Origin of the sequence: Paenibacillus sp. CH40 (assembly GCF_024213605.1) — a bacterium.
GTDB lineage: Bacteria > Bacillota > Bacilli > Paenibacillales > Paenibacillaceae > Paenibacillus > Paenibacillus polymyxa_B.
Genome location: NZ_JANAVQ010000020.1, coordinates 1 through 14,464, shown reverse-complemented (window position 1 = coordinate 14,464; position 14,464 = coordinate 1). Strand labels below are relative to the sequence as shown.

Here is a 14,464-nt window from a genome sequence, read left to right as displayed (position 1 = left end):
AGCTCCCGCTCCATCGTCGCACGATTCGCGTAGGCTGACAGCTGTTTGGCCCATACCTGGAAAGAATCTGTTTTATGTGGCAGTCGAATAGCTGTGCCTGTTTTACCTGCAACAGCCTGCTCATAACCGGATGCCAAATCCTCCAGTAAAATACGCCACGATACGCCGTCCACAACCAAATGATGAATGACGATTAGCAAATGGTCGCCCCCAGCGCAATGGAACAGACCAAGCTTCACAAGCGGACCCTCGCTCAAATGAATGCCGGCTTGAATTTCACTCGCCTTGGCTTCTACAGCGGCAGATTCGTCCTCAATTCCTCTAAAATCTACAATGTCCAGCGTGTATAGCTCGCCTTCCTCCACACTGCGGTTCCAAGCGACATAATCCTGCTCCGTCTCACGGAATACAGTGCGCAATGCGTCATGATGCTGGACAATACGTTCCATCGTACGGCGCAGCGCGTCGACGTCAAAGCGCCCAGCTCGATACAGCATCATCGCCTGGTTGCTGTGGTGCAGATCAACCGGCCGCTGCTCGAAGAACCACCGCTGAATGGGTGTCAGTTCCACCTGGCCTACGACTTCTTCCTGACTGGCCATCTTGCCATCTGTACGAAGTAAAGGACTGAGTGACGCTACCGTCGGATTGCTGAACAAATCCTTCATGTCCAGTCGATAACCTGCTTGCAGCAATCGGGAGGATACTTGCAAGGCTTTGATCGAATCGCCGCCCAGTTCAAAGAAGTTATCCTGCGTGCCTACCGTTTCGACACCCAGCACCCCGGCCCATACTGCAGCCAGCACTTGCTCCACCGTGGTACGCGGTGCCACATAGGCTGCACCGGTATGGATGCTTCCTTCCGGTTCCGGCAAGGCCTTGCGGTCGATTTTGCCGTTGCTCGTCAGGGGGATCGTCTCCAGACGCATCAAGCGTGCAGGTACCATATGTGCTGGCAGTGCTGCTTCCAGCTCGGCCTGTACTTCCTCGATCCGCAGCTCGGTTTCTCCCGTGATGTATCCGCACAAGTACTTGTGCCCACGCTCATCCGTCCGGTCGATGACTACCGCTTGACGCACACCCGGCACCCGCTGGATCGCCGTTTCAATCTCGCCCAGCTCGATCCGGTAGCCCCGGATTTTCACTTGATAGTCCATCCGGCCGATAAAGTCCACATTGCCGTCCGGCATCCACCGCGCCAAGTCGCCTGTGCGGTACAATCGTTCACCCGGTACGAACGGATTGGCCACGAATTTCTCGGCGGTCAGGTCCGCACGATTCAGGTAGCCTCGTGCCACCCCGGCACCGCCAATGCACAGCTCGCCCAGCACGCCGATCGGCACCGGATTCAACTGGCTGTCCAAGATGTAAAACCGTGCGTTCAGCCACGCCTGACCAATCGGTACATTGCCGCTACTTGGCAGCTTCGACAGTTCTTCGTCGTAGAAGCTGGAGTCGATCGCCGCTTCCGTGACGCCGTAGCTGTTCATAATGCGAACATCCGCGCCAAACCGTTCTTGCAGCACCCGGTAGTCTGTCACACTGCAGCTATCCGAGCTGGTGATCAGCAGTTCTAGACTGCTCATGTCCAGTCCCTGTTCATACACATGCTGCATAAACGGTACGATCAGGGCCGGGGTCGATTCGAACACCGTAATCTGGTAGTCACGAATCCAGCCATATAGACGGCTTGGGTCAATCCGGTCGTCTTTCGGGCAGATGACCATCGTCCCGCCGTTATAGAGCGCCCGCGCGATATCGCCGACAAACACGTCGAAGGAGAAACTTGCCAGTTGCAGCAATCGTACCGGGAACTGGTTCAAACGGTAATCCCGGCGGTAGGCCGCGGCTGTGTTTACCAAACTGTGATGCTCGATCATGACCCCTTTCGGGCGTCCCGTTGTCCCGGAGGTGTAGATCACATACGCCAGATCCTGCGGTTCGTTGATGTGCTCTGCATCAGCGGTATCTCCGGTGTACAGCGACTCATCGTCCAACGCCAGCACGGTGTGCAGACGCAGTCCCGTTGCGGGTTCGGATGCTGCTTCGCTATTAGATGACGAATCTGATTTCAAGCTGAATCCCTCATTAAGGCTGTCTCTTTCCATCGTTTCAATGCTAACCGCCGTTTCCAGCTCGCCCTCAGACTGCCCTCCGGCCAAAGCCTGTCGGCTTTCCTCCAGCCATGCCTGCGCGCGCTCCTGCAAGCCGATTTGCGTCAGCAGCACTGTCGCGCCGCTGTCCTCCAGCATAAAGCGGATACGTTCGGACGGATAATCCGCATCTAACGGTACATATGCCCCGCCGGCTTTCCATACTGCCAATACGCCGACCAGCATGTCCACCGAGCGCTCGCTCAAAATACCAACAATGGATTCGCGCCCAATGCCTTCATTCTGCAATCTACGAGCAAGTTGGTTCCCACGCTCGTTCAGCTCACGGTATGTAAGCTGCCGCTCCTCGTATACAACTGCCACGTGATCCGGCGCAAGCTGCGCTTGTTCTTCCACATAGGCGTGGAACAACCCTTCTGATTGCTTTTCATCACTCCATGCAGATACGCCTACTGATCCAAAACCGTCGATGATTTTCGCTTTTTCCGAAACAGTCACTAGCTCCAGCTCATCTACCAGCGCATCTGGTCTGTTAATCGCTTCTTCAATCATATGCAGCAAATGCTCGCGGATTTGCTCTACAGCTGTACGTTCCAATACTCGCGCGTTGTACTCCAAATGGACATGAATTTCATCCCCCGGCACAACCGTAATGTTGAAATCATAGTTCGTTTGCTCCGACACGGAAGCATTGGCAATCGTAAAACCATTCGTACCACGGCTACCCATTTGCTCCATACGCTGTTCCACTGGGTAGTTTTCAAACACCATAATATGGTTCACTAGGTCCTGTTTTTGCTCTGTCAGGGCCTGAATTTCATATAACGGATAGGTTTCATAGGCACGGGAAGCCAGCGCCTGCTCCTGGGTTTGCTTCATCAGCTCAGCAAACGTTACATCTTTTGGACTATGAATCCGTACAGGAACGGTATTAATGAACAAACCAACCATTGTATCGATGCCTGGAATATCCGCTGATCTACCAGACACGACACTGCCAAATACAACATCCCGACTGTTGTTATACCGTTGCAGCACAACGCCCCACGCTGCTTGCAGCAGTGTATTGACCGTTACTTGCTTTTGCTTAACCAGCTTGTTCATCCGTTCCGTCACTTCGCGGTCCAGTGTAAACGAAAGTTTGTCCGCTTCATATTCTTTAGCGTGACCGTCCAGCTGTTTTGCCTGCGGCAATACCGTCTGCTGCTCGAAACCAGCAAAATAATCACTCCAGAACCGTTCAGCCTCTGCTTTGTCCTGCCGCTCCAGCCATTCAATATATTCGCTGTATGGCGTTACCGGGGCAAGCTCCGGCTTGTGGTCTTCGAGGATGGCAAAGTACGTATTAAATGCTTCCCCCACAACTAGGAACAAGCACCAGCCGTCCATCAAAATATGGTGGAAGCTCCACACAAAACGGTACGATTCCTCGCCTGTACGCAAAATAGACACCCGCATCAGCTCGCCTGAGCTGAAATTAAAGCCTTCGGCTTTGTCATGCTCAGCAAAACCAGCAATGTATGCGTCCTGCTCTCCTTGTCCCAGTGAACGCACATCTTCAAAACGGAACCCGGCATGTTTGTGACGGTACACCACCTGTAAAGGCTGCTCATTCCATCCGCTATAAAAATTCGTTCTGAATATTTGATGGCGATCCACCAGTTGATTTAAGCTTTCGGCAAAAGCCTCCACTTGAAAGCTGCCTTGCAGATCAAATGTCGCCTGCTCAAAGTACGCCCCGGATTTCGGCTCCATTAAGCCGTGGAACAGGATGCCTTTTTGCATGGGTGTGAGCGAATAAATATTTTCCAGTTCTCCCGCAACAGCCGTCTGCTCTACAATATGTTCCAGCTCTCCAGCCGTCAGTCCTTGGAAGGACAAGTCGCTTGGCGTCAGCTCTGGAAACTCTTTTTCCACACAGTGAGCCAATACCTCACGCAAGCTCTCCTGAAGCAGATCAGCCAGCTTTTTGATTGACTTTTTCATGAACGTTTTGTTGCTGTAGCTGATCGTCAGTTCCAGTGCACCGTCCGTGATCATGCCGTTGATATCCAGAGCATACCGCTTGGTTAACGTGTCACTAATGGAAGCTCCGATGGAATAAGGAGACATGCGAAAGGCATTTTTCTTTAAATCCTGATCGAATTGTCCGAGATAGTTAAAGCTGATTTCCGGCTCGGCGACAAAAGCAGCTTCCCCTTCCCCGTCAGCAAGATATCTCAAAATCCCGTATCCAATTCCTTTATGCGGCAAACGGCGCAGTCCTTCTTTGACGTTCTTGACACGCCGTCCCACATTCTGTTCCTCGCCCATATCGAGTACAACCGGGAATTGGCTGGTAAACCAACCGACCGTACGCGTAATATCCACATCCGGCAAAATAGCTTCCCGTCCGTGACCCTCCAGATTTACAAGCACCTGACGGATGCCTGCCCACTCCTGAATTGCGGTGCCCAGAGCTGTCAGCAACAGGTCGTTCGCTTCCGTATTGTAGGCACGATGAGCTTGTTTCAAGAATTGTTCCGTTTCTTCTACCGTCCACTCCACTGTCAGTGTCCGATCATCGCGAAGCTGTGGCTTGGCCTGAGATTTACGAGTGTAATCTTTTGGCAAGGATGTCTGACTCTTCCCTGCTTGCTCAATCTGCTCCCAATACGCACGCTCGTTCTCCAACGCTCTACTGCTCGCATAAGCGGACAGCTGGTCTGCCCAAAGGCGGAAGGAATCTGTCTTATTAGGCAAACGGACAGACTCGCCCCGTAAAGCCTGCTCATAGCCGGATGCCAAATCCTCCAGCAAAATACGCCAAGACACGCCGTCGACCACAAAATGGTGAATCGCTATCAACAAATGGTCTCCATCCGGGCAACGGAACAGACCCAGCTTCACCAAAGGGCCTTCATCTAAACGGATACTGCTTTGAATTTCGCTGGCTTTGTTCTCCAGCAAATGAGCAAAGTCAGACTCATTTGTAAAATCAACCACTTCGAGGCTGTACAGTTCCCCTTCTTGCACGCCACGGTTCCATACTTCATATCCACCGTCCACATTTTGGCGGAATACGATGCGCAAAGCGTCATGATGCTCGACAATGCATTGCAGTGCCTGATGAAGCGCCGTTTCGTCCAAACGATCCTCACGGTGCAGCATCAGAGCCTGATTATAGTGCTCAGGATTGGATGGCTGCTGCTCAATGAACCAGTGTTGAATCGGTGTCAATACCACGTTTCCACTGACTTCTCCTTGATCGGAAACGCGGGTCACCCGCTGCACCCGTCCATTCAGCTCAGCAATCGTCGGATACTGGAACAGCTCTCTCATTTCCAGCTTGTAACCATTTTGCAGCAGTCTTGAAGACACCTGGATGGCCTTAATCGAGTCGCCCCCCAGATGGAAAAAGTTATCCAGCACACCAATATGCTCGATACCAAGTACAGATTGCCACACGGACACTAGCGTCCGTTCTACCTCATTACGGGCTGCTACGTAATCCTCACCGGAATCCACGCTGCCCTCCGGTTGCGGCAACGCCCGACGATCCACTTTGCCATTTGGTGTCAACGGTAATTGCTCCAGCTGCACAAAATATGACGGTACCATGTAACCCGGCAATTCTTGGCTCAAGGCGCTTCGCAGCTCACTAGCCGCGATATCCGCAAGGGTGACTACATATGCACAGAGCTGCTTTTGCCCCTGATCATCCTCACGTGCAATGACGACAGCTTCTTGCACCGCTTCCAGCTTCAACAGCTGCGCTTCCACCTCACCCAGCTCGATCCGGTAGCCCCGAATTTTCACCTGTGCGTCGATCCGTCCTTTGTATTCCAGCGTCCCGTCCTCATTCCAGCGCACCAAATCGCCTGTGCGGTAGCAGCGCTCTCCGCTGCGGAACGGACTATCTACGAACTTTTCAGCCGTCAAATCCGGACGGTTCCGGTAGCCACGTGCCACCCCGTCGCCGCCGACGATCAACTCCCCCCATGCCCCGACAGGCTGAAGCTGCATGGAACGGTCTACGACATACGCTGTGGAGTTGTGGATCGGACGCCCAATCGGTACCGCTTCCAATTGCACGCTGGCAATCGCATGAGTTGTAGAAAAAGTTGTATTTTCTGTCGGCCCATAGCCGTTAATGATCCGCAGGGACGGATGAGCCTCCAGCACCCGGTTAATGTGCGGTACGGACAGCACATCACCACCGACCAGCAGTTCTTGTACCCCCTCGAACAGCTCCAAGTCCTGCTGAGATAGCTGGTTAAAGAGCGGTGCAGTCAGCCACATTGTCGTGATACCATGGTTGCGCACGGCTTCCTTGAGCTTTGGAGCGTCCAAAATGACATCCTGACTTACCAGCACGAGCTGTCCACCATTTAGTAGCGCACCCCAAATTTCGAAGGTGGACGCGTCAAAGACAACAGCGCCAGTTTGCAAAATGCGTGTATCAGCATCTAATTGCGCATAGTTTGTACTTTTCACCAAACGCACAACATTGCGATGTTCTACCATAACCCCTTTGGGCTGTCCGGTTGTGCCCGAGGTGTACATCAAATAAGCTAGTCGGTTTCCAAAATTACGTTCTTGTTCTCCAGCAGTGCTGTCTACGACAGACGAGGATGATTCCTTTAAAATCACATTTTTCAGATTTGTATAATCGGTATAATCCGCATGATAAGCCTCGTTTTGCTCCCAATGTACGGTATTCAAGCCTTGGTCATCCTCTGCCCCGTACACCTTAGCATCGCTCAGATCCAGTACGATTCCGGTGTATTCCTCCGGTTGCTGTTCTGCGCGCTGCACCAGCAGCAACTTCGCCCCCGAATCTTCCAACAGGTAACGTACACGTTCAGCCGGATAATCAGGATCAATCGGTACATATGCGCCGCCCGCTTTGAGAATCGCCAACATGCCGACGATCATATCCGTGGAACGCTCAGCAACGATACCTACAGTTTGCTCGGCGGTAACACCGTGTCCGCGCAACGTGTGAGCCAGTCGATTTGCTTTTACATTCAGTTCGCCATAAGTTAAACGGGCATTTCCGAACACAACTGCTGTCTGATTCGGTGTACGTTCAGCCTGTTCCTCAAACAACTCATGAATGCCTGCTTCGTGTGGATATTCCACCGCTGTAGCATTGAATACGTCGACGATTTGCGCCCGTTCTTCCTCACTGATCAGCGACAATTCCTGTATCCGCTTGTGTGGGCCCTGCACCATATGCTCCGCCACACTCAAAAATTGTCGAATAATTCGAGCAATTTCCTGTTCACTAAACAGTTCGGTACGATAATCTAGGTACAGCACGAGTCTATCATCATCCAGCATTTCAACCATGTGAATATCGAAGTCGTTCACCGTATCTCCGCAGAAATCGTTATCAACCTGCTGAATCGCTTCATCAAACCGGGAGAAACTCAAAGTACGGTACTGAATGGAAGCACCAAACAGACGCTGAATGTCCAGGCTGCTTTGCTGTTCACGCAAATCCTGAATAATTTTGTTGTACGGGTAACGCTGATGCCGCAAAATGGATGCCTGCTCCTTCCCTACACCTTGCAGGAAGGTCAACAGTTCGGATTCTGGTTCGACTAACAGACGCGTAGCCACAGTGCTGACGAACATACCGATGGTATCCTTTTCCTTCTTAGACGTACGGTTGGCATAGAGTGTCCCCACGGTTAAGTCCTGCTCTCCCGTCACTTTATGCAAATAAATATACAGAGCCGCCAGGAAGAACGTGAAAATACTAATTTTATGTTCCTCGCAAAAAGCCGTAACACCACGATACAACTCATGTTCCAGTATAAAGCTCTCCCGGCGTGCAGCTGTGCTCAGTGTCAGCGGGTTATATGATTTCAAACCTGTAGTCTCTGGCAAATCAGCAAACTTTTCTGTCCAGTACGTTTTGTCCTTATGATAACGGTCTGATTGCTCATAGCTTTGCTCTACCTGGATAAAATCCAGATAGGGATTGCCCTTGGTCGGCGTATCTTGACCTGTACCATGCACAATATCCATATAATGTCCGGTGATTTCATTAATGGCCTGATTCATGGACACGCCGTCTGAGATAATATGATGCATTTTAAAATTAAACCAGGTTTCTTCTGCTCCGAGCTGCAAGATAACAAACCGGTACAGCTGCGAATCCAACAATGAGAACGGCTGTGGATTATGGCGCTTTAACCATTCCTTTGCTTCTTCCGGGGTAACTTGGAGCGTTTCTATACTTTCCGCCGTAAACGGCTCTACATATTGATACGGAATCCCATCCTGAGCAGTAATTTTGATACGAAAAGAATCATTTTGGGCAATTACCCGGTTCATTGCTTGCTGCAAGGCATCTATACGAACAGTTCCCCTGATTTTTACTGTTGCAATAATTGTTGATGTGTTCCGATTAGGATACAGAAGCTCCGTATACCAAATCCGTTGCTGTGGCTGGCTTAGCGAAAACAATTGAACATTTTGCTGTGTCATCCGTCTCTCTCCTCGCAAAATAGATATTGGTAAAAAGGAAATTCGCATATTTATGCGGTTTGTTCCTCGGGATGCTTTCGAAATTGAAGCTCATACAGCTCTGCATAATGACCGCCCTCGGCAAGGAGCTGATCATGGGTACCCTGCTCTTTCAGTTCGCCATCGGCAAGGACACAGATCGTATCCGCCCGTTCAATCGTAGACAATCGATGGGCAATAACTAATGTCGTACGATCCTTCATCAGCTCATTTAAGCCCTGCTGGACTTCATATTCCGATTCTGCATCCAAAGCCGAGGTTGCTTCATCCAACAGCAAAATCGGTGCATTTTTGAGCAAAGCACGAGCAATTGCGATCCGCTGTCTTTGACCGCCAGACAAATTGGCTCCGCGTTCACCGACAATCGTGTCGTACCCCTCTGGCAGCTCGGCTATGAAGCCGCTGGCATAGGCTGTTTTGGCCGCAGCCTCTACTTCCTCATCCGTGGCAGTCGGTGAGCCAAAACGGATATTATCCGCTACTGTACCGTGGAAAAGCGTAGCCTCCTGTGGTACATAGGCCATCAAATCCCTGACCTCATCCAACAGAAATTCTTCTGCCAAGCGACCACGAACCCGCAGCACACCTTCGTCCGGTGGGTAAAATCCCAACAACAGCTTCATGACTGTGCTTTTGCCGCCGCCACTCGGGCCGACAAGCGCGGTTACCTGTCCTTCTGGCACAACCAAGTTTAACCTTTGCAGCGTTGGATGGTCAGGCTGATAGCCAAAGGTGATGTCGTGCAGCTCCAGCGCAGCCGGAGTCTGTTCAATGGCATGGTCTGAACGCAAGGTCTCAACATCGCCATAGAATTCCCCAGATTCACGGGCTGATAAAGCTGTCGTCTCGGGATCGATAAGCCTAGTCAGCGGTCCCTTCTTTTTAGCCGCGGGGAACTGCTCTTCTTCCTTCGACTCATCCAGAATTTCACGGATACGCGCCAAGCCTGCCAAGGAGTTTTGTAACAGTGTTACAGCCGCCCCTAGCTCCAAAAACACCGTTGAAATACCGGTTTGCAGCTGCACAATCTGTCCCAATACTCCCAGTTCCATTTGCTTCTGCGATACCAGAATCAATCCGGCGACAAGCACACCGCCCAGCGTAATGAACTCTATGACAAAATTGCACATATCCTGCAAGCCCATATGACGTCCCTGCCGGATGCTGATACGGTTTATGTCCTCGCTTGCATCGTTACATAGTCCACCTACCTTTGTCCTCAACCCAAACAACTTCACCGTCTGCAAACCGGAAAGCAAATCACTCAATCGTTCCGTGAACCTGCTCATCCGTCCCTGTAACTCTTCACTCGTCTTTCGCATTTTCTTGGCGAAATGAGCATTGATCCAGGCTGAAGCCAGCCCAAGTAAAACCGCCATAATCCCAAATCGCCAATCCAGAACCATCAAAATGACCAACGAGCCCAAGAAAAGCGAAATTTCCAGTATAATCGAGCGGATATGAACGGTGTAAGCCTGCTCCAGCGCCTGTACATCATTCGTCATACGGGATACAAGATCACCCGAATGGTGTTTTTCGGCTTTATCGTACGATAGCTTAACAATGTGGCCAAATAGTTTCATTCGTACATTGGCAATCGCTAGCTTTACACACCGTTTATACATATAGCTGCACAGGGGGGAAATAAGACTTAATGCCAAAAATGTACCACTGACCAAATAGACCGCTCGGTATAGCTCCTGTACATCGCCATTAACCGCGAAATTCAGCAAATAATGCACCACAAAAGAAAGTAAAATCGTGATGCTGGCATTGGTCAGACTATTGCCAACCAGCCCGGTAAAATACCATTTTCGGTGCGGCTTCATCAGGGTTATCAACTGCTTAAATTCATAAAACCCCTGCTTGAAGGTCACGACGCTCACCCCTTTCCTCAGGCAACGAATTACCGTTTTCCGCCGTATGCTGTTCTTCTTCAAAATTTTTCAAATACAGCTTTCGGTACACACCATCACGACCTAGTAATTCCTCATGAGAACCCGATTCCACAATGCTCCCCTGATCGAGTACAATAATGCGGTTCGCCTGACGTACGGTTGACAGTCGATGAGCAATGACCAGTACCGTCCGGTTTTGCATTACCGCATTCATCGCATTCTGCACCTGAGCCTCCGACTGACTATCGAGTGCTGAAGTCGGCTCGTCCAATAGAAGCAGCGGAGCATTTTTCAGTAATGCTCTTGCTATGGAAATACGCTGTTTTTGACCGCCAGACAATCCGCCTCCCCGCTCGCTCAACAGAGTTTCATAGCCCTCGGGAAGTTGAACAATAAAATCATGCGCATGTGCCGCTTTCGCCACCTCGACAATTTCTTCCCGAGTCGCCGCCAAACGTCCATATCCGATATTTTCTGCAATGGTGGCCGGAAAAAGCGACGGCTCCTGAGATACCATCGAAATATGACTGCGCAGGCTTGTTAAATTCCAATCTGTCAAACTCTTTCCAAATAGTTGAATGGTTCCAGCATGCTCTCCAGGTTCATTAAATCCGCAAAGCAGCTTAAAAATCGTGCTTTTACCTCCACCGCTGGCACCGACAATCGCCACCATATCCCCTTGCCCTGCCTGGAAGCTGATATCCTTCAGCACTGTGTTCCCTTCATCGTAGCCAAAGGTCAAATGCTCAAAGCTGACTACAGCAACACTATCAAAGTCATCATCACTTTCTGCTCCGCCTTCATTCATTCGGTTGGCTTCCCCATTTGCATCGTCTTTCAAATGAGGCGCCTCATTCTCTCGCTTCTGATCTACCAAGGTCATTTCGCCATCCTGACGTTCATTCTGCCAATCCAGTACCTCAAACAAATGCTTTGCGGCTCCACCCGCTTCCTTCATTTGCGAAATGATCGTCGGCAGCATGGCAATCGGCTGCAATATGAACGAAATCAGGTATAAAAAAAGTACAATGCCTCCAGCATTCAGCTCTCCATGTTGTATCAGGTATCCTCCGTATACAATGACCAAAATAATCGGTGTTGCTAGCATCATCACACCTACCGGAGTAATGGCTGCATAGCGCTTTTCTAGCCGTAAGCCGCGCTTGACGACCTCCTCCATAATCACCATATACTTCTTCAACAGCACAGCTTGCATATTGAATGCCTTGACGATAGGGATTCCTCCGATTGCATCTTGCCCCACAGCGTTCAAATGAGCAATTTTCTCCTGAATATCCGCGGAATATTTTTCAATCGGCTTGCTCATTAGTGATGTTATGATCATTCCTATTGGCATGAGCGCAAGACTTGCCAATATCAGTTTCCAGCTTGTCAGTAAAAGCAATATGAGTGATGCCGTAAACACAAGCGGTAAATAAAACAGATTGGCAAACTGCTGGATAAAAAAGTTCTGTAATACTGCCGTATTATTGGTTAGACGGGATACCAAATCTCCGGTAAATTTCCTTTCCACGCTGGAAACCGGTAAATCGCAAAACTTATGTACGAGATCGCCTCTCAAGTCGCGCAGAGCACTAACACTAAATCGCGCTGAAGCGTACCTCATCACAAACTTACAGGGCATTCCAATTAGCGTCATACCAACAACCAGATAGATCATGTTCTGGGTAGAGGAGAATGTCCCCTGTGCCATTTGCTCAATGGCCTTACCCAAAACAATGTCAATAGCTGCCAAACACAAGGAGGCGATCACCGTTATGAAAACCCATAGATTATACGGCCTTACATAACGTGCGAGTCTCCGAAAAGCAGAATTTAATCGAAACAAGGGCATCCCTCTTTTCGTTGCCCACACTTTATCAGTGCGAACTTTTTATATTGGCTGTGGACGTCATTGAGATAAACTCTGGGTTTGGATGCATGAGTATCCGTGCAGAATAAAATGCGATTTTGAACTATGCTGGAATTTGCATCTTGGTGTGGGTTGGTTGTTGATTGTTGCTGAGATGGTAATAACGAAGTGTATCGTGATGTGTGGGACATTCAACTCTGTCTGAATCGTGGTTGTAGGGTGCTTGTGTTGTAAGCTGTACGAGCTGCCGCCGCGTGGCCCATCGGCGAGGATGTAGAAAGAATGTTCTCGACTGCGCTCAAAACCTCTTGTTCTTGTTCATGGATGAAAAAGTGATTACCTTCGAACATCTGAACATCCATAGGTGATGTCGTATGTTGTTGCCAGGCATGGAGTGAATCTGTGCTAACCTCAAAATCCTTCATTCCGCCTAAAACGGTCATCGGGCATACCAGTGGATTTCCCGGCTGATAAACATAAGTTTCACATACCTTAAAATCTGCACGCAGACGAGGCATAATAATTTGCATCAATTCTGCATTTTGCAGCACCTCTTCAGGGGTTCCCTGCATTAAACGAAGCTCTTCCGTGAAAGAATCGTCTGCTAAATCATGGAGTCGTTTTTTGGAGTATGGAAGATGTGGTGCGGATTTACCAGATATGATGATATGCACAGGTAGCTTTCCAGTTTTGCTGTACAACTGTCGTGCTGTTTCAAATGCAATCAGTGCCCCCATACTGTGCCCAAAAAAAGCGAACGGCTTATGCATGTATGGAGCCATAGCGGGAACCAACGATTGAACGATGTCTTGAAGAGTATCCATTGGAGCTTCTGTTGAACGGCTTTCACGTCCTGGAAGTTGTATAGGCAGCACGGTAATGTCAGGCGCAAATCTGGACTTCCAAGAGTTAAATATGTAAGCACCACCACCGGCGTAGGGGAAGCAAAATAGTTGGAGCTTCGCAGTCGGTTGGACCTCTGTTTTCGCGAACCAAGATTGCGATCGAGTCGTCATATGAATTCCTCCATCCTCTATACAGTTCATAATTTTACAGTAAATCCTTATATCTCTTTTTTTCTTCCAACACTTTCTAACTGTTTTTAAATATACAAACTTTAAAACCACTTGGCATGGGACAAAAGGGCTAAATCGATAGAGCTCATAAAAATAAAACAAAATCTATATTATGTTATTTGTTTCCAAACTTCAAAAGCAACAATTTCACTTTTTGTATTAGTTATCTGTCAATCATGATCTGTTAATTTAGTTTGAAACGAAATTTTAGGTTTTCACGAATTTTGTAAAACTAAACTCATTATGATTTACATTGAAGCTCCAACCCCTTATCCTACAACAATTTTATCTTTACATGCCATTAACATAAATGTAACAAATTCAACCTGATATCATCCGACAAATTCCGCCTTTTTCCGCAACTCTCTTTAACCTCCTAAATAATGGATTAAATTTGTATCAAGCTCACATAAGCCAAAATTAATAACTCTTTAATTTTGTAATAAATATTGTTATTTCATAGTCCTAAAGGATCATATTTTGCATATTTTTTTCTGACTCTTCGTCTAAAAAATTCAGTTCGGATTGAGTTTTTCTCTCCCAAAGCTATGAATTTTCTTTTCAAACTCTAATAGAAACGTTTCTATCTCAATTCAAAAGTACCTGTTCTCTAGAAATTTATAGCCTTACTTTTAATCTTTCACCTCCTCTAAAAACAGTAACGGCAAACAGCAAGGCTCCCTGTTGTTGAAGCTTGTTGCTTTATAAATTTCATTATGTTTGACTTCACTATTGGTCGATATGCAGAGCGTTGTAAGCTTTATTGTAGTTATCCCCCAATCTTATTAATTTAGTGGGATGGAGTATATGTATGGTTTTTTTGTATATTTTCCAAAACGCGAAAGCCTTATGGTATACAAAAAGAGCACAGCCTTAATGGGCTGTGCTCTTTTATCTTGCTTGGCGGCGTCCTACTCTCCCAGGACCCTGCGGTCCAAGTACCATCGGCGCTGGAGGGCTTAACGGTCGTGTTCGGGATGGGTA

4 protein-coding genes and 1 rRNA gene are annotated in these 14,464 nt (G+C 48.8%); all 5 read right to left on the bottom strand.

Features of this window, described 5'->3' with window-relative positions; all coding sequences use genetic code 11:
* Nucleotides 1-8,594: non-ribosomal peptide synthetase (locus NLX73_RS24730; protein ID WP_254327599.1), on the bottom strand; the 8,594-nt coding region annotated here is incomplete at its 3' end.
* A 50-nt stretch (nt 8,595-8,644) separates the two neighbouring features.
* Nucleotides 8,645-10,510 (bottom strand): ABC transporter ATP-binding protein, encoded by a 1,866-nt coding sequence (locus tag NLX73_RS24725; RefSeq protein WP_254327598.1) that lies wholly within the window; start codon nt 10,508-10,510, stop codon nt 8,645-8,647.
* Nucleotides 10,485-12,380, bottom strand: a complete 1,896-nt coding sequence (locus NLX73_RS24720) for an ABC transporter ATP-binding protein (RefSeq protein WP_254327597.1) — start codon at nt 12,378-12,380, stop codon at nt 10,485-10,487. Before NLX73_RS24720 ends, NLX73_RS24725 begins: the two co-directional genes overlap by 26 nt.
* Nucleotides 12,381-12,595: 215 nt before the next feature.
* Entirely contained in the window at nt 12,596-13,420 is an 825-nt protein-coding gene (locus NLX73_RS24715; protein WP_254327596.1) for a thioesterase II family protein, read from the bottom strand.
* A 958-nt stretch (nt 13,421-14,378) separates the two neighbouring features.
* Nucleotides 14,379-14,464: ribosomal RNA gene (gene rrf / locus NLX73_RS24710) — 5S ribosomal RNA — on the bottom strand; the annotation flags it as partial.

Excerpts from the sequence above, each read along its gene's own strand:
- NLX73_RS24715 (WP_254327596.1), bottom strand. The coding sequence starts at position 13,420 with ATGACGACTCGATCGCAATCTTGGTTCGCGAAAACAGAGGTCCAACCG.